Below are 17,104 nucleotides of genomic sequence, written 5' to 3'. Positions count from 1 at the left end.
TAAACCTTAATGAGGTGTCCACGGAGGGATCGTTATTGTGAATCAATTTGAATCAGCCATATACAGCATTACGACCTTAGCCAAGCTTAGACATAAAGCTTGTGATACAGAGCAGTTGCGCCACCAATGGCAAACATCCAAATCCACACTGACAGAAACGGATTTTATAAGAGCGCTAAACTCACTTAACCTAAAAGCAGGGATAAAAAACTGCAAAATCAGTGATTTAAATAATGAATTCATGCCCGTTGCAGCTCCTATCTCCGATGGGCAATACCTAACCCTTCTTCGAGTTAATCAAAAAGGGCATGATTGGTTTTGCTTAGTCATCAAGCCTGGCGAGACCACACCTAGAAAACTCAATTTGGCAGAGTTTGATCAGCTCTGGGATAGCAAAATTATTTTCATTAAAGAGCGAGAAGCCTCAGGTTCTGATTGCCGATTTGATCTGAAATGGTTTATCCCTTCCCTGATTAAACACAAAGGGATTTTTACCGAAGTCATCATAATTTCTGTATTCCTTCAGCTATTTGCCTTAGCCACGCCCTTTTTCTTTCAAATCGTTATGGACAAGGTGTTGGTGCATAGAGGCTTCACTACTCTCGATATTCTGGCCATCGGATTTGCTGCACTGCTGATGTTTGAATTGGTGATGGGCATCGTTCGCAACTACCTGATGGTCCATACCACCAGCCGAATTGACGTTGAGCTTGGCGCTAAGCTCTTTAACCATGTCATGCGCTTACCTGCGGCCTATTTCGATTCACGCCAAGTGGGACATACGGTAGCCAGAATAAAAGAGTTAGACACACTGAGGGAGTTCATCACGGGGGGTGCTTTGACCCTGATGATTGATCTTAGCTTTCTTCTGCTGTTCATCGCTGTGCTTTGGATGTTTAGCCCAACGCTCACGTGGATCGTTCTTGGCTCACTTCCTTGCTACTTGCTGTTATCTATACTCATCACACCCACTTTGCGCCATCGCTTAAATGAGAGTTTCAAACGCAGTGCCGAAAACCAGGCGTTTCTGGTTGAATCGATCACGGGCATTGATACCGTTAAATCGATGGCACTTGAACCAAAGATGCAGCAACGCTGGGAAAAGCAGATTGCCCAGGCAACGAGCATCGGCTTCAAAGCTAAAAACCTAGGTAATATCGCGACTCAAATTGCTCAATTTATTAGCAAGTTCACCACGGTGTTAATTATCTGGTTTGGTGCCCTTCTGGTCATGGACAATCAGTTAACCATCGGTGAATTGATCGCATTTAATATGATCGCGGGTCGAGTCAGTGCACCCATTTTGAAACTGGTTCAACTCTGGCAAGACGTCCAACAAGCGGGTATATCCTTGAAACGTCTCGGCGATATACTCAATACGCCCTCTGAGTCTGACGCTCAGACAAGCCAAGCGTCTCTCCCTAGCTTGCAAGGCTCCATTGCCTTTCAACACGTCAGTTTTCGCTACAGTCTGAATAGCCCCACGGTTCTGAATAGGATCAACCTTGAGATCAACGCCGGAGAATCGATCGGTATTGTCGGCGCTTCAGGCTCTGGCAAAAGCACACTGACCAAGCTGATTCAACGGACTTACCTACCCAACTTAGGAAAGGTGCTCATTGATGGTGTTGATTTAGCACAGGTCAACACTGATTGGCTTAGATCCAATATCAGCGTCGTTCCACAAGAGAGCTTTTTATTCAATAAAAGTGTGCGCGACAACATTGCGATACGCACACCCGGTGAATCGCTAGAAACCATTGTCAAAGCCGCCAAACTGGCCGGTGCGCACGCGTTTATCACTGAGCTTCCAGCCGCTTATGACACCTTGGTGGGTGAGCGTGGCAGCAACCTCTCAGGGGGGCAGCGCCAGCGAATCGCGATAGCGAGAGCCCTGATCAGCAATCCCAAAATTCTGATTTTTGACGAAGCAACGAGCGCGCTCGATTACATTTCAGAAGAGAAAATCCGTCAGCAGATGCACTTGATCTGCAAAGGGCGCACCGTCATCACCGTCGCGCACCGCCTAAACACAGTAAGACACTGCGATCGAATTATTGTAATTGATCAAGGCGAGTTAGCTGAGTCTGGCACCCATCAAGAGCTGTTGAGATTAAACGGTCGCTACGCCGAAATGTTTCGTCTTCAATCGGCCGATCAACCATCAGAATTTAAGGAGGCCATCGCATGAAGCTGACATCAAAAGAACTGCACGATTTTTTACCTGGTGCGCTACTGATTCAAGAACGGCCACCCAAGAAATGGCCGAGGGTAACTGCCTACTTAATCGCCCTGCTGATGATGTCAGGGCTCACCTGGGCGTCTATTGGTGAGGTCGACATTGTGGCAAGGGCATCTGGAAAAGTCATTCCAACTGGACAAACAAAACGAGTTCAATCGTCTATCACAGGGAAAATCGATGCCATCCACATCACCAATGGTGATGAGGTTCAAGCCGGTGAAACCCTCATTGAACTGGATGCCACGGAACCCTTTAATCAACTCCAACAGAGGCTGGAGCAATATGAGTTTAAGCAACACGAGATAGAACGCACCCGGCACTTTGCTGAGTATTTAGAGAACGGCAACGTCAAGTATTTGTCATCCTCTAACCCTCAACAGGCGCTTTTCTCAGAACAGATAGAGAGTTATACCCAAAAAGTTGAACAGTTAAACGCGCAACTGCGCAGCTCAGAATTGAGTCATTCACAGGCTAAAACGCAACTCGATTCAATGTCACAACTCTACTCAATTGTTGAGGCAGAGACAGATGCGATTGAGTCATTGGTTAACAACGGTGCTGCATCAAACAGCGCTCTTCTCACCCAGCGCCAACGGCTTATTGAAGTGGAGGGTAGCCTAAGAGCTGTACAACTGGACGTAGCTTCAACCTTGAGCCAGGCCGTTTCAATTCAAAAGCAGATCCAAGCATTTAAAGCAGAGAGCAAAGCGCAAACGTTGAATGAACTGCATCGACTGCAAGAGGCCGCCAGATTTCTATATGGGGATATCGCTCAATTAGAGTGGTTCATCGAGCAGCATAACATTCGCGCACCCATTGACGGGATCGTCAGTGATCTCAACGCGTTCACGGTTGGCGCTGTCGCTACCAGTGCTGAGACTCTGATGAATCTTGTGCCACTGAATCAATCGTTAAGAGTCGAAGCCTGGCTACAAAACAGCGATGTGGGCTTTATTCGAACAGGCCAACGCGCCGAAATTAAAGTGGATGCATTCTCGTTCACAAAATACGGCGTAATCGATGCTGAGATCGTTCACCTTGGCGCCGATGCACAACAAAATGAACAAGGCGTTTTACTCTTTCCTGCAGAACTTAAACTCTTCTCAGAAACCTTAGAAATCGACGGCAATTCCCACACCCTGCAACCCGGGATGAGCGTCAGCGCGGAATTAAAAACAGGCAAAAGGAGGATCATCGAATATCTACTTTCACCGTTACTAAGAATGAAAACTGACTCAATAGAGGAGCGATAGATGAAAAAATTGTTATCCATTCTGAAATGGACCACCTCAATCATTATGGGTTTTCTGATCTTATTAGTATTCATAAGACCCGATAACTTCAACCTCTACGCTGCCGCAACAGCATCTGCTGTCGGATTGTGTAGCTACATCAAATATAAAAAAATCAAAGTAGGACGATGGGTGGATTTCGCCAATCCATTTTTCATTGGCCTGTTGATACCTGTATTGATGGTGCGTGTTTTGAAGGTGATGGTATGAATACAGAAAACATAACGGTTAAAGATGTTGTGATATGGAAGCTAACGTTTGTCATAACCCTTATATCTATGTTTTTTGTACCTCCAGAGCACAATACAAAGGTGTTTTTTATGACCCTTTTTGTGATGCTGATATCTATCTACTTAACTAAGTGGAAGGTAATTGGAATCAATACTTTAGGGAAAATTCTTTTCTTCTTACTACAAATCTTAGTGGCTACCTGGGTATTTCTAGTAGTACACAATTTATAAAAAACTAAACAAAGTAAAAAAGGACTTTTACTATGAGCAATCTTCGCGAGGAACTACTGGATGTTTTTGAGCTAGCTAAATCAATTAAAAGTTTTGATGATGCTATAGGTATTTTTGAGAGCAAGGACAGTACACCGCTACAAGCTGCTGCGGCTGGTATAGCCCTTATCGGCGCAACGATAGATACAATTCCAGACAACAACAAATCCACCCTTCTTAAGGTTATACAACACCATTTCGCCAGCTTAACTTTTGCATCTTCCATAGCGGATACATTAGATAAACACAAAGAAGGAACAGCAAATTTATCAGACTATATATCTACACTTGGCTCAATACTGTATGCAATCCCTACTCCACAGACGCGTCTTTTGGGTTCTATTTTAACCAGTTACCCATTAGCTACTGATTTAGGAGAGCACTTAGCTGAACAAGGGGCTCTTGATCCTATCTTTGACATGATTTTGCATCAGCCTGATGTTGAACTCACTTGGAATGATTGGGAGTTTGCAGCGAATGATCAATATGTTGAAGCACCCAGTTTCGCCAATGCAGAATCGATTACCTCACCGCTCGTTTTAGATCTGGACGGCGACGGCGTCGAAACTATTGGAATTGATCAAGGCGTCTATTTCGATCACGCTGGCGATGGTTTTGCCGAAAAAACTGGATGGGTATCACCTGATGATGGCATGTTGGCCATCGACCTGAACAACAACGGCAAAATCGATGACGGAACCGAGCTGTTTGGTAATAACACCCAGCTATCTAACGGAGACAAGGCCGCCAATGGGTTTGAGGCTCTAAAAGAGTACGACTCCAATTTCGATGGGGTCATCGATGAGTTCGATCGAGATTTTCAAGCGCTTAAAGTCTGGCAAGACCTCAATTTAGATGGACAAACTCAAGAGTTTGAACTGAAAACTCTAGAAGAGCTCGGAATCACATCGATCAACCTAGACTACTCTGAAGATTCACAGCAACAACAAGGCAACCACTTCATTCAAACGAGCTCGTTTGCAAATACAAATAGCCCTTCCAATGAGCTGATCGATGTCTGGTTTCAAACTGATGAAACGCATTCCACCTATCAGGGTTCCTCTCAAACAGCAGATGACTTAATCAACTACCCTGATATTAAAGGCTGGGGTTATGTTGCCAACCTGCAACAGGTGATGGCACACAATACAGACCTTAAGTCGATGATTGACCAGTTTATTCAGGAGTCCGACTCTGCTGCACGATCTGCGTTGGTTAATGAGATCATCTACCAGTGGACAGGTGTATCCGACGTCGATCCTTACAGTCGTGACCCCAGCCGAATTTATGGGCACGTCATGGATGCTCGACAGCTTGAGGCGTTAGAAGAGTTAACGGCAAAAGATTATGTCGGCACTTGGTGCTGGGGCGAACATGACCCTAATCCACATGGCCGCGCGGCGCCGGTTTTGATCGCACAATTCAAAGCGTTTAGCGACTATGTCGAAGGGCAGCTCAACGCCCAAACCCACTATGCCGAGGCTTTTGAGTTGATTGGGGTTAAATTTGATTCAAGCACCGGTCAGTTCGCTCCAGATACCGCCAATTTCGAAGCCCATCTGCAAAGCCTTATCGATCAAAACGATCTGTCACAAGCCAACTTACTCTTCAAAACAGTGCAGCAGCTATCGAGCCTGTCACCGGCTTATGACGTTGTAATAGATGATCTGAAAGAGCACCCCACTCTTGCCCCATGGCTTATTGATTCACAGATTACAGGTACAGATGCTTCTGAGACACTGACAGGCTCAAATGATGATGATCTTATCACCGGTGGTTTAGGCGACGACCAACTCTTTGGCGGCGTGGGTAATGATATTTACCACTACAGCATTGGAGACGGCTCTGATCAAATCTATGACAGCCAAGGGGACGATGTGCTTCTGTTTGGCGAGGGTATTTCGGCCGATAACCTTCTATTTGAGCGAGGCATCAGTCACATCGACATTCATCTGCTGAATGAAGATGGCGCAAAAAGTGGCGCTGCTATTCGGTTAGAAAACGTATTCGACTTTGATGGCAGCCTTCAGGAGGGCACCATTGAAACCCTACGTTTTTATGATGGCAAAGCTCTTAATCTATCAGAAGTGATCACTCACTTTTCGACGAAAGGCGGCAACAGCGACGATTATTTATTCGGTTCCGATCTGGCGGATACACTTCATGGCAATCAAGGTAATGACACAGTTTACGGTGGTTCCGGGGATGATCTTTACCTATTTACTCAAGGGGATGGGCAAGACACCTACATTGAACATTCCGGCAGAGACACAATTCGCATCGTTGGAATAGAGCAATCTGATCAGCTAACTCTTCGACGCATTGGAACTTCTGGAGAGGATCTACTGATCCAATTCTCAGACCAAAACGGTCAATTGAAGGGAGATCAGATCACCATCAAACAGGTCTATGACAAAGGTATTATCACACCCAATCTGATTGAAACAATTGAACTAGTGAATGCGGAGGGGGTTTCAACACAGCACTCTATTTTTGAGCTTAACAGCCTCTACCAATCACTCGACTCCAATAGGCTCTATGGACTTGAGGGGGATGATACATTGCTTGGAACAGAGGCCAATGCATACCTAGAGGGCGCCGGTGGTGACGACCATTTAATAGGTAACCGTGGAGATGATCACTTATCTGGAGGTGAAGGAGGTGACCTGTTAGTAGGTGGTGAAGGGGCTGACGTTTTGCAAGGAGGTAAAGGCAAAGACACCTACCTCTTTAGCCGAGGTCACGGTCAAGATGTGATCAACAACCGCGACCGTGACTCCATCGATAGGGTGTTGTTTGATTCCACTATTAGCAAAAAGCAAGTTGATATCAGCCGGATCAACGATGATCTCTTAATCGAAACAGGGCAGCCGGGGGATCTAATTACCGTCAAATCCTTCTTTAATGGCGATCTTATCTCACTCGACACCATCAAATTGATTGAGTTCAGTAACGGTGAACAGATGAATCTATCGGACATTGCCCAGCAGACGCTTGCGACCAGCAACGGCGATGATCATATCCAAGGCTTAGCCTCTGCTGATGTCATCAGTGGTCATGGTGGTGACGATACTATATCCGGAGGTGGCGGTGATGATCTTATCCACGGAGATCAGAACAACGATCTCATCTATGGCGATTCCGGCGATGACGAACTATTTGGTGATCAGGGAGAAGATCGTCTGCATGGCGGTAGCGGTTCGGACCACCTGTTTGGCGGCAACGAGTCGGATCAACTTTATGGTGGATCCGGAAACGATAAGCTATCAGGCGACAACGGCACGGATCATCTCTTTGGGGGCAGTGGCCAAGACAGGCTTATGGGCGGCAATGGCGATGACCAGTTAACCGGCGGTAAAGGGGATGACCTGCTGGAAGGCGGAAAAGGCGATGATACTTACATTATTCGAGCGGATGATGGATCAGACCAAATAGTGGATAGCAGTGGGAGTGATACGCTTGTATTGGAAGGCATCAATTGGGAGCGTCTTCAGTTGGAGATGCTTAATGATTCGCTACTGATAAAAGACCGTGATTCCAGCACCGAGGTGACTATTCAATCGGCTAATAAAGATGGCATTGAGAGGATAGAAACTGAAGATGGCTGGGCTGATATGGCTGATATCAACGCCATCATTCATGCAATTGCCCAGTTTGATGCACTCGATGAAGAAGAGGTGACGTTGGAGGATAGAAACACCCTCAACAACACCTTAGCGACTGCCTGGCATAGTGAGTGATATTGATACTCGATAAGGGGGTCAGACCGAAAGGTCAGCCCCCTTAAGTTACCCCTGAGATGAATTCCATTTAGATAAAGTGATACAATTGTATCACTTAAAACTCAGGGGTTATCTATGAAAACAGAGTTAGTAACCAACCTTAAAAGGCACGCGACTAAAATTCTTAGTGAGTTGCACGTCAACAAGGAGCCTATCTTGATTACAGAACATGGACAGCCTTCGGCCTACCTAGTAGACGTAGAAGATTACGAGTACATGCAAAACCGATTGGCTTTGCTTGAAGCGATTGCGCTTGGTGAAAAAGACGTTGCTGAAGGCAAAGTTCATACTCAAGCTGAAGTAGAAGCCAAGTTGGACAAATGGCTAAGCTAATCTGGACAGAAAAAGCGATCGATGACCTTTCAGAATTAGCAGAGTATGTTGCTATTAGTGACAGAGCCGCAGCAAAGCAGTTAGTGCAGAGAATACTGTCTAGCGTCAGGCGACTGGAACAATATCCTGAATCAGGTCGCCGCTTACCTGAGCTTCCATTACAAAACTACAGGGAAGTGATCACTCCACCCTCACGCATCGTCTACAGAATCGAGAAAGAAAATGTCTTCGTAATTAGGGTGATACGACAAGAACGCGATTTAAGGCGGTTAATGCTAGGGCTTAACACTCATAACCGATAAGTCATTCAAATAAAATCGCGGCCTTAATAAGACCGCTCCAACTTATCGAGTAGCTTCTGCGCGTGCAGCAGCGGCGCCAGCTGCATCCCCTGCCTGTTCGCGAATCAATGCCAGTTCACGCCAGAGTTTGCGCTGATAATCGGGAAGTCCCGTTGCAACGGCAACACCTCTTAGCGCAACCTGCTCTGCCTGAATCAGATTCAACTGGCGGCGTTTAATAGACGCTAAATGCAAATAGACCTGTGGATCGCGCGGTGAGATACGCAGTGCGCGTTCAACTTGGGATTCAGCAGCTGCCAGATCACCTCTATCCGCAGCCTGTTTTGCTTCAGCGAGCAACGACACTGTTGCTGAGTTGGAACTTTCATCAATCGCGAGCGGCTCAGAGGGAGCAATTTGAGCGGGTTGTTGTGAAGGTTGAGTTGGTGCGAAGTTCGGCACATCGTAGATGGGGGCAACATTCACATCACCGCGGGGTTCCACCGGAACAACCGCGCCGGGTGCAACCTTTGCATTGCGTGGCGACACATCACGCTCCTCTACCGGAGTGAGGTAAGGGCTTGGGCCTGCACAACCGACCAGCAAGGTCAGCACAGCTGAAGTGGATAAAGATTGGTACAGATTCATGAACCGACTCGATGTTCTCAAGATTAAGACGCACTAAGAATAATCAGTTGATTGCAGAAAATCTAATTAAACCAACCTTTGAACCAGTCTAATGGCGATTTAATCGCCTCCCCAGGTTTGCGTTTGCCACCACAGCTGACTCGCTGTACAGGTTCTGTGCCTTGAATGTAGGGAACTGAACGAGCCCCCTCACACTGCTGTTCGGTTTGAACATTTTGCGCTGCATCGACCCAAACATACTCCACCTCTCTCGGTTTTAAAGCTAAATAGGGTTCGGGCTGCTCTCTCTTCATCAGATCCGTCCACACCTTTAATGCGCCGCCTGATCCAGTAAAGGGTAAGGTCGCATTATCATCACGGCCAACCCAAACAACGGCTAAACGGCTGCCGGTAAATCCTGCAAACCAACTATCTCGCTGCTGATCGGATGTCCCTGTTTTACCCGCCACATTTAAGTTGGCGGGCAAGGTTCTGTAGAGCGATCTAGCCGTACCCTCACGAGCCACTGATTGCATTGCGTAATGAATCAAGTGAACCTGTTTAGGATCAACGACTTGATTGAGCTTAAAGGGGTAGCGAGAGAGCTCTTGCCCATAGGCATCGGTCACTCGACGAATGGCGCGAAGCGGCATTCTAAACCCATTCGCGGCTAGCGTTTGATAGACCTGTGCCACTTCAATAGGCGCCAGGTTTAGCGCTCCCAATAGCAGCGATGGGTAGGGTTTGATCTCTGAATCAACGCCTAGTCGCTTCAACATATCGATGACCGAATCGACTCCTATATCCAGACCTAAACGTGCTGAGGAGAGATTGTAGGAGCGCGAAATGGCCTCATACAGGGGCACCATGCCCTTCTCTTTGCCGTCAAAGTTCTCAGGTGACCAGACCGACCCGTCCGGCTGCTGCATCTGAAAGGCGCTGTCTTCGATCAGTGTCGTTAGGGTGTACCCCTTCTCTAACGCGGCCAAGAAGGTGGCCGGTTTAACTAAGGAACCAATCGGGCGGCGAGCATCCAAGGCCCGGTTAAATCCAGCAAATCGGGCATTACGTCCACCAATAACCGCTAACAACTCTCCTGTTTGCGGATCGGTAACCACCGTTGCGCCCTGCAGAGGCTGTGCTTTTTTGCCGTACTGTTTTTCTAACAACGCGATACGTTCACTTAACGCAGAAGCCGCATTCTGCTGCACTAAAGGATCCAGTGCTGTAAAAATACGAATCCCCTCAGAATTCAAATCCTCTTCGCGATACTCCTGTCGAAGCTGACGTTTAACCACATCGAGGTAGGCTGGGTAAGCCCCTTTTAAACGGGTGCCTCGTTTAATGACATCAAGCGGTTGTTGTATCGCACGTTGATACTGATTGGAGCTGATCATCGCTTGATCCAACAGCAGTTTCAGTACCAGATCACGGCGTTTTAGAGCTCTCTCTGGGTGACGCCGAGGATCATAATAAGAAGGCCCTTTAACCAACCCAGCTAGCAATGCAATGTGATGCAGCTCGAGTTCAGCGGCGGGACGGCCGAAGTAGAAGAGGCTACCTTGACCAAAACCGTGGATCGCACGCGCGCCATCCTGTCCCAGATAAACCTCATTAAGATAGGCCTCAAGAATCTCATCTTTCTCGTAGTGAAGATCCAACAGAACCGCCATCGGCAGTTCAAGCAATTTACGCGAGAGGGTTCTCTCAGAGGTCAGGTAGAAGTTCTTGATCAACTGCTGAGTGAGGGTACTCCCCCCCTGAACAAATCGACCCGCACGAAGATTGACCCACATCGCACGGGCAATGCCTTTCAAAGAGATGCCGAAATGATCGTAAAAGGCCCGATCTTCAACGGCAACTAGGGCCTGGGGCAGTAGACTGGGCACATCTTGAATACGCACCAGTTCACGATCTTCATTATCACCGGGGTAGATCCCCCCTATCAGCACTGGCTCTAAACGCGCCAGCGTCATGGAGCGATTATTAGCATCCATCAGGCGGGCTATCTGGCCTTGCTGAAAGCTAAGGGTGACGCGTTTTGATCGTTCAGCGCCCTCAGGAAAATCAAAGCCACGAGTGTAGATGTCGGCTCGATTGGCACTGACTCGCGCTGTGCCAGGGCGATTGACCTGATTACCAATGCTGTAACCCAGCGCTTTTAGTTCAAGCTGCAAAGCAGCAGAGTCCAAGCGTTGGCCTGGGTAGAGTTCTAATGGGCGTGCATAGACCTTAGCCGGCAACGACCAGCGTTTGCCTTCAAACTTTTCACGCACCTGCGCATCGAGGTAGACCAGACCCACCGCAGCAACAACCGTGGCGACTAAACCCAATTTAAAAAGAAACCAAAACAGCGATTTAGCCCAACTGCGGCTCGATTTTGCTTTGGTTTGCTTAGATTGATGTCTCTTTTTTGTCATCTTCTCAGTATAATCTTCGACCCGCTGGTGCGTATTTCGTTAGGCCAGCTTATGTTTAGTAAGGGCAGTTTAGTCGAACTATGGAATCCACGCTGGTAAACAATCTACTCAATCCAGCTTGCTACCCGCATGAGGTGAGCGAGTTTGAAGTGATTGAGACGCACATCGCGTGGCTTATCAGAACCGGCGAGTTCGTCTACAAAATCAAAAAGCCGGTCAACTTTGGATTTTTAGATTTTACTACACTTGAGAAGCGAAAGTACTTTTGTGAGGAGGAACTTCGCCTCAATCAACGTCTTTCTGAAAATACCTATATTGAAGTTGTGGCTATCGGCGGTACTGAGAGCGATCCAGTGATTGGAGCGACAGGTGAGCCGATCGAATACGCCGTCAAAATGCGTGAGTTTGCTTCAGGGCTACTGCTCTCCGAGCTACTAAACGTCTACAAATTCGACCCCAACTGGATCGATAAACTGGCTGATAAAATTGCTGACTTCCATCAGCGCGCACCCATTGTTGCCCCCGGAAGTCCATGGGGCGAACCCGACAGTATTGCCGCCATTTCCGAAGATAACTACAGGGACATCGATCGTTCGCTTATTCCCGAAGAGGATGCCAAAGAGCTCGACCGTCTTTGGCAGCACATTAAAGATCGTTACCAACTGCTTGAACCCTTAATGCGTCGTCGCAAGCTCGATGGCTCGATTCGTGAGTGTCACGGTGATCTTCACCTGGGCAACATCACCTTAGATGGTGATTCACTCCTCGTGTTTGACTGCATTGAGTTCAACCTAGAGTTCCGTTGGATCGATAAGATGTCGGACCTTGGCTTCCTGTTGATGGACCTAGAGGCTAACGGCCACCCTCGTTGGGCGAACCGTTGTCTTAACCGCTATATGGAGATCACCGGCGATTACGAAGGGTTAATTCTACTGCCCTACTACAAAGCGCACCGCGCGATGGTACGAGCGAAAGTCGCCATGTTGGGCGAGAAACCCAATCTTGCTGAGTTCCAACACTACCTTAAACTGACCGCCGAATACGCGGCTGCGCCACTACCGATGTTGGTGATGATGCAGGGGATTAGCGGCTCCGGTAAATCACATATCTCTAGCAAATTAGCCGAGCTGATCTCCGGTGTTCGTGTACGATCAAGTGCTGAGCGTAAAAAGATCTATCGCAAAGCGTCTCGCGAAGGTGAAAGCCTTGAGATGTACGGTGCAGACATGAATATGCGCACTTTCCTAGAGATGAAGCGCGTCTCTGGCATTCTGTTAGAAGCGGGCCAGACTCTGATTCTGGATGCCGCATACATTCGCCAACGTTCACGTCGACAGTTTCTGCAACTGGCCGAAGAGCTGGGCTGCCCAGCACGAATCATCGCTTGTGAACCCCCAGAAAAGGTCATCGAGGCGCGCCTGGCTAAACGATCTGAAGAGCGTGAAGACCCAACAGATGCAACTATTGAAGTGATGCAAGCGCAAAAACGCGTCGCTGAGCCATTAAGTGAAGAGGAAGAGAAGATCGCCCTTCACATCGATACCAGCGAAGAGAATGCGCACCTTAAGATCATTCAATACTTGATTGATCAGAAGCTGCTACCAGAGACGGTAAACTGCGGATAACCCTCCTCAGTGGGCTCTGCACTCTCGACTTCCACCTCGAACAGTTGCCTTAAGTGAGCGACCGTTAGAACAGAGTGGTCACCCTCGACAACAGAGTCTTGGGTGCCAAGTAAGTAAAAGTAATCCCCCATTCGTGAAGCCAAACTCGCCTCTTGAAGGGTCACAACAACCGCATAGCCCTCCTCTTTAAATGATCTAAGTAGCTCCCCTGCCCGGCGTTTAAACTCCGCATCCATGGCAGTGCAAGGCTCTTCAATTAATATTAGGCTGGGCTCATTGGGGCGACTCACCAAATCACAGGCCAGCTGCACACGCTGCCTCTCTCCTCTCGAGAGCGTTTTAAAGGGGCGCTGCAATATTGATTCGAGTAACAACTGAGTTTTTACCCTTTCACTGCGCGATTCGAAAAAGACTTCATCAGCACCCGAAGAGTGACCGGCCTGCAGAAGCAGAGACGAAACATTCATATCAGGATCAAGATTAAACTTTGAGAGAGACTGGCTTAACTCAGAAAAATGGCCAAACAGATCCACGTCATAGGCCTGTAAAATGACACTGACTTTGTGACGTTTAAAGGGATGAACAGGCATACCGTTTCTCTCTGTAAAGCATTAAAATTTGGAAAAATTTTAGGTGTAACCCATGATTCTCTGCAGTGTATCGGATTTAGTCGACGGTGAAAGCCGTGGTTTTGAACGGGAGGGCCTATCCCTTTTTGTTGTAAAACAGGGCGACCAACTCTCAATTTTCAAAAACAGCTGCCCCCATCGCGGAATTCGCCTAGAGTGGCAACCAGACACTTTCTTGGATGTCGAAAAGCAGTTCATCCAATGCGCCACGCATGGCGCACTTTTCACGATAAACGAGGGTGAATGCATTGCGGGCCCCTGCCCAGGTGAACGGTTAGAGGCGATCCCCTTTGAAATCATCGACGGGAATATTAGGTTAACGATTTAACCTCTAGTGTCGCTGACAAACTGTTCAATTCGGTTAAGCGCCTCATCGATATTGGCCAAAGAGGTGGTGTAAGCGAAGCGAACAAATTTGTGCGCCTGATACTCACCAAAATCGGCACCAGGCGTCGCGACCACGCCCGCCCTCTCTAGTAACTCCCAGCACCAACTAAAGCTGTCATCACACAAGTCTGAAGCATCGGCATAGATATAAAAAGCACCCGCTGGCGTTCTAGGGACTTTAAAACCAATTCGCTTGAGCCCTTCTAACAGGCGATCACGTCGCTGCTGCAACTCCTCTCTTCGCAACTCGAACAGTTCAATCGCATCAGGTTCGAATGCTCTGAGCGCAGCATACTGAGACAAGGTCGTGGGAGAAATGTAGAGATTTTGTGCCATCTTCTCCATTTCAGCCACCGCTGATGCATCCGCTACCAACCAACCCAAGCGCCAGCCCGTCATGCCGAAATATTTTGAAAACGAGTTGATCACGATGCAGTTTGTATCGATGCTAAAGGCACTGGGAGTCTCTGCACCGTAGGTTAGGCCGTGGTAGATCTCATCAACAACCAAGGTGCCACCTAAACGAGAGACCGTTGCTGCAATATTGGCAAGCTCTTGTGGATCGATGACCGCTCCGGTTGGGTTAGCTGGCGAGGCAATAAGAACGCCTGCAGTCTGTTCATCCCAATGCTGCTCAACCAATTCAGCGGTTAATTGGTAGTTCTGTTCATGATCCACGGGAATAGAGACCGCTTGGGCCTCCACTATGCGCAAAAATTGACGATTACAGGGGTAGCCTGGATCGGCCATCAATATCTTTTGATCACGATTGGCTAACAGGGCAAAGGTCAATTGCAGTGCAGCTGAAGCACCTGCTGTGACTAACACATTGTCTGCGGCGATCTTCTGCCCGTAACGCTGTTGGTGAAAGGCTGCAATTTTTTCACGAAGAGCCGAAATACCTGCTGCCGGTGTGTAGGTCATAGGGGTAGTGTCCAGCAGACGTTTTGCCTCCTCGATCACCTGGGGTGCCGCACCAAAATCGGGTTCGCCCGCCCCTAAATGGATGATAGAGCGCCCCTGATCGGCTAACGCATGAGCGTGTTTAAGCAGATCCATCACTTTAAAGGATTCAATTAACTGCGAACGCTGACTCCAACTCTTAGACATATCACCTCCCGATCGAATCGACACAGTATACTTGTTACACCAACAGAGACTAGCCATCTTTATACTGTTCTGGTAACTTCGCTGACTTACTAAAAAACGGACTCTCTCGATCCAACGTATTACCCAATAATCGAGAGCAATAATACAATCACAGGGTACGAGGCAGACACTATGCCAAGCAGTAATACTGAATCTTTTACTCACATTGCGCCATACGACATCAAAGACTCAGAAGAGTACATGAACGATGCGCAGAAGGATCACTTCCGACTTATTCTTAAAGAGTGGAAGCGCGAACTGATGGAAGAGGTCGATATGACCATCAACCACCTTAAGGAAGAGGCTAGCAACTTTGCTGACCCTGCCGATCGTGCCAGCCAGGAAGAGGAGTTCAGCCTTGAACTTCGCACACGAGATCGTGAGCGCAAGCTGATTCGCAAGATCGATAAAGCACTCGAGTCAATCGATGAAGACGATTTCGGCTATTGTGAAGCCTGCGGTGTAGAGATCGGTATTCGCCGACTCGAAGCTCGACCAACGGCAACTCTCTGTATCGACTGCAAGACGCTTGCAGAGATAAAAGAAAAGCAGACAGGCAAATAATAGAAGCGCGGTTTGTACCGCGCTTTTTTATGTCCTTTATATTCATACAATGAACTACATTGGTCGATTCGCCCCCTCTCCAACAGGCCCTCTTCACGAAGGCTCACTGCTAACCGCGCTGGCCAGTTACCTAGAAGCTAAAAAGCATCATGGACTTTGGCTAGTCCGAATAGAGGATCTTGATCAACCACGCTGTCAGCAGGCGCATGAAAAGGCGATTCTTGAAGCGCTAGAAGCCTACGGTCTCCATTGGGATAAAACGGTCATGCGTCAAACTGACCGAATCGATCGCTACACTGATCTCTTTCAGTCGCTCATCGCTCAAGGGCAGGCATATCGCTGTGGTTGTAGCCGAACGGACTTAAAGAGTCGGCACGCCTTACCGCATTACGATCGGTACTGTTTGCTGCACCCTGCCAATAAAGAGCCAACCGCAGTCCGATTTAAAGTGGAGCAATGTTCAGGGTTTGATGACCTCCTTCAAGGCTCTCAGCCGACTCCTTCAGAAGGGGTTGGTGATTTCATTCTCTACCGTCGTGATGGCATTGTTGCTTATCAGCTTGCAGTCGTACTGGATGACTATGAACAGGGAGTGACTGACATTGTTAGAGGGTCAGATCTGCTTGATGAAACGCATAAACAGCGAGCACTGCAGCTCACACAGGACTACCCTCTGCTGAAATATGCTCATTTGCCGTTGGTGTTAGCCGCTGATGGACAAAAACTATCGAAACAGACCTTTGCGTGCGCCTTGCCAACAGAACCATTGGAAATCATTAAACAACTTAAAAAGGCGATGGTTAGGCTTGGGCAGATTGATGAAAAGTGCGATACACCGAGCGATGTAGAGACTTTTATTCAGTTCGCACTAGACGTTTGGGATATACAAAAAGTTCCAAAAGTTATTAAAAACAGCTAGTTATTTAGACTTTGGTATGAAGTGTTAAATTTTTTTCACTTTAGGGTTGAATAGAGCTAATGGATTACCTATAGTCGCTCCACAACAACAAGAAAGGACGGCGCAATACTTAGCTCAAATAAAAATAACAAGAGCAAAAGGTGCCGACGAAATACCTGCTCCGAATAAAAATAAAAATGGAGCATTACTCGATCGTGAGGACTGTCACCGCAAGGGACAATAAAAATAACACCAAATTATTGGTGGCAGCCTCACGCTCGAACCCCCAAACGCAAATCCTACCCCTCTAAAATTCATTTTATATAAGACATTTTCAGACCGGTTATTAATTCTTACTAACTACTGGTAGACTAG

14 protein-coding genes are annotated in these 17,104 nt (G+C 47.6%); 10 read left to right on the top strand and 4 right to left on the bottom strand.

All coding sequences use genetic code 11. The features are described 5' to 3' along the window. Nucleotides 1–37 precede the first annotated feature (37 nt). The 6 genes from XMM383_RS08730 to XMM383_RS08705 all read left to right on the top strand — a co-directional run bounded on the left by XMM383_RS08730 (nucleotide 38) and on the right by XMM383_RS08705 (nucleotide 8,451). Nucleotides 38–2,191, top strand: coding sequence for a type I secretion system permease/ATPase (locus XMM383_RS08730; RefSeq protein WP_371744232.1), 2,154 nt, complete (start codon nucleotides 38–40; stop codon nucleotides 2,189–2,191). Next, nucleotides 2,188–3,495: an HlyD family type I secretion periplasmic adaptor subunit gene (locus tag XMM383_RS08725; RefSeq protein WP_173495000.1), complete on the top strand. Its 1,308-nt coding sequence runs from the start codon at nucleotides 2,188–2,190 to the stop codon at nucleotides 3,493–3,495. Before XMM383_RS08730 ends, XMM383_RS08725 begins: the two co-directional genes overlap by 4 nt. Continuing rightward, the gene (locus XMM383_RS08720) at nucleotides 3,496–3,744 is read left to right on the top strand and encodes a hypothetical protein (protein WP_173483800.1); all 249 of its coding nucleotides are present in this window, start codon (nucleotides 3,496–3,498) and stop codon (nucleotides 3,742–3,744) included. A gap of 283 nt (nucleotides 3,745–4,027) precedes the next feature. Next, the gene (locus XMM383_RS08715) at nucleotides 4,028–7,774 is read left to right on the top strand and encodes a calcium-binding protein (RefSeq protein WP_173494999.1); all 3,747 of its coding nucleotides are present in this window, start codon (nucleotides 4,028–4,030) and stop codon (nucleotides 7,772–7,774) included. A gap of 117 nt (nucleotides 7,775–7,891) precedes the next feature. Beyond that, a complete protein-coding gene (locus XMM383_RS08710; RefSeq protein ID WP_173480264.1) occupies nucleotides 7,892–8,149 on the top strand; it encodes a type II toxin-antitoxin system Phd/YefM family antitoxin in 258 nt (85 codons plus the stop codon). Further along, complete coding sequence (locus tag XMM383_RS08705) at nucleotides 8,137–8,451, top strand: type II toxin-antitoxin system RelE/ParE family toxin (protein WP_173494998.1); 315 nt, start codon at nucleotides 8,137–8,139, stop codon at nucleotides 8,449–8,451. The genes XMM383_RS08710 and XMM383_RS08705 overlap by 13 nt, the downstream gene beginning before the upstream one ends. Nucleotides 8,452–8,493: 42 nt before the next feature. Here XMM383_RS08705 and XMM383_RS08700 read toward each other — a convergent pair whose 3' ends face one another. Next, on the bottom strand, nucleotides 8,494–9,078 hold the full coding sequence (locus XMM383_RS08700; RefSeq protein WP_173494997.1) for a type IV pilus biogenesis/stability protein PilW: 585 nt from the start codon (nucleotides 9,076–9,078) through the stop codon (nucleotides 8,494–8,496). 62 nt (nucleotides 9,079–9,140) lie between these two features. Beyond that, nucleotides 9,141–11,477, bottom strand: coding sequence for a penicillin-binding protein 1B (gene mrcB, locus XMM383_RS08695; protein WP_173483796.1), 2,337 nt, complete (start codon nucleotides 11,475–11,477; stop codon nucleotides 9,141–9,143). An 80-nt stretch (nucleotides 11,478–11,557) separates the two neighbouring features. On the opposite strand from mrcB, the gene XMM383_RS08690 reads away from it, so the two are divergent. After that, on the top strand, nucleotides 11,558–13,102 hold the full coding sequence (locus XMM383_RS08690; protein ID WP_173483795.1) for a bifunctional aminoglycoside phosphotransferase/ATP-binding protein: 1,545 nt from the start codon (nucleotides 11,558–11,560) through the stop codon (nucleotides 13,100–13,102). Here the strand turns inward: XMM383_RS08690 and XMM383_RS08685 are convergent. After that, nucleotides 13,066–13,692 (bottom strand): hypothetical protein, encoded by a 627-nt coding sequence (locus tag XMM383_RS08685; protein ID WP_173483794.1) that lies wholly within the window; start codon nucleotides 13,690–13,692, stop codon nucleotides 13,066–13,068. The genes XMM383_RS08690 and XMM383_RS08685 overlap by 37 nt on opposite strands. A 52-nt stretch (nucleotides 13,693–13,744) precedes the next feature. Here XMM383_RS08685 and XMM383_RS08680 point away from each other — a divergent pair, with 52 nt between their 5' ends. Continuing rightward, nucleotides 13,745–14,059 carry a Rieske 2Fe-2S domain-containing protein gene (locus tag XMM383_RS08680; RefSeq protein WP_173480258.1) on the top strand — a complete coding sequence of 105 codons (315 nt, stop codon included), beginning with the start codon at nucleotides 13,745–13,747 and terminating at the stop codon, nucleotides 14,057–14,059. Here the strand turns inward: XMM383_RS08680 and XMM383_RS08675 are convergent. Further along, nucleotides 14,056–15,228 (bottom strand): aminotransferase class I/II-fold pyridoxal phosphate-dependent enzyme, encoded by a 1,173-nt coding sequence (locus XMM383_RS08675; RefSeq protein ID WP_173480257.1) that lies wholly within the window; start codon nucleotides 15,226–15,228, stop codon nucleotides 14,056–14,058. The genes XMM383_RS08680 and XMM383_RS08675 overlap by 4 nt on opposite strands. A 171-nt stretch (nucleotides 15,229–15,399) precedes the next feature. Here XMM383_RS08675 and dksA point away from each other — a divergent pair, with 171 nt between their 5' ends. After that, nucleotides 15,400–15,831 (top strand): RNA polymerase-binding protein DksA, encoded by a 432-nt coding sequence (dksA, locus tag XMM383_RS08670; RefSeq protein WP_173480256.1) that lies wholly within the window; start codon nucleotides 15,400–15,402, stop codon nucleotides 15,829–15,831. A 49-nt stretch (nucleotides 15,832–15,880) separates the two neighbouring features. Then, nucleotides 15,881–16,750: a tRNA glutamyl-Q(34) synthetase GluQRS gene (gluQRS, locus tag XMM383_RS08665; RefSeq protein ID WP_173494996.1), complete on the top strand. Its 870-nt coding sequence runs from the start codon at nucleotides 15,881–15,883 to the stop codon at nucleotides 16,748–16,750. The last annotated feature ends 354 nt before the right edge of the window (nucleotides 16,751–17,104 follow it).

The sequence above is a fragment of the Marinobacterium sp. xm-m-383 genome, assembly GCF_013283255.1.
Classification (GTDB): Bacteria; Pseudomonadota; Gammaproteobacteria; order Pseudomonadales; family Balneatricaceae; genus Marinobacterium_E.
This window is presented reverse-complemented; position numbering and strand designations above follow the sequence as displayed.

What these genes read in the sequence shown, in the direction of transcription:
- XMM383_RS08725 (WP_173495000.1), top strand. Translation starts at nt 2,188, where the DNA reads ATGAAGCTGACATCAAAAGAACTGCACGATTTTTTACCTGGTGCGCTA.
- XMM383_RS08720 (WP_173483800.1), top strand. Translation starts at nt 3,496, where the DNA reads ATGAAAAAATTGTTATCCATTCTGAAATGGACCACCTCAATCATTATG.
- XMM383_RS08715 (WP_173494999.1), top strand. Translation starts at nt 4,028, where the DNA reads ATGAGCAATCTTCGCGAGGAACTACTGGATGTTTTTGAGCTAGCTAAA.
- XMM383_RS08710 (WP_173480264.1), top strand. Translation starts at nt 7,892, where the DNA reads ATGAAAACAGAGTTAGTAACCAACCTTAAAAGGCACGCGACTAAAATT.
- XMM383_RS08705 (WP_173494998.1), top strand. Translation starts at nt 8,137, where the DNA reads ATGGCTAAGCTAATCTGGACAGAAAAAGCGATCGATGACCTTTCAGAA.
- XMM383_RS08700 (WP_173494997.1), bottom strand. Translation starts at nt 9,078, where the DNA reads ATGAATCTGTACCAATCTTTATCCACTTCAGCTGTGCTGACCTTGCTG.
- mrcB (WP_173483796.1), bottom strand. Translation starts at nt 11,477, where the DNA reads ATGACAAAAAAGAGACATCAATCTAAGCAAACCAAAGCAAAATCGAGC.
- XMM383_RS08690 (WP_173483795.1), top strand. Translation starts at nt 11,558, where the DNA reads ATGGAATCCACGCTGGTAAACAATCTACTCAATCCAGCTTGCTACCCG.
- XMM383_RS08685 (WP_173483794.1), bottom strand. Translation starts at nt 13,692, where the DNA reads ATGCCTGTTCATCCCTTTAAACGTCACAAAGTCAGTGTCATTTTACAG.
- XMM383_RS08680 (WP_173480258.1), top strand. Translation starts at nt 13,745, where the DNA reads ATGATTCTCTGCAGTGTATCGGATTTAGTCGACGGTGAAAGCCGTGGT.
- XMM383_RS08675 (WP_173480257.1), bottom strand. Translation starts at nt 15,228, where the DNA reads ATGTCTAAGAGTTGGAGTCAGCGTTCGCAGTTAATTGAATCCTTTAAA.
- dksA (WP_173480256.1), top strand. Translation starts at nt 15,400, where the DNA reads ATGCCAAGCAGTAATACTGAATCTTTTACTCACATTGCGCCATACGAC.
- gluQRS (WP_173494996.1), top strand. Translation starts at nt 15,881, where the DNA reads ATGAACTACATTGGTCGATTCGCCCCCTCTCCAACAGGCCCTCTTCAC.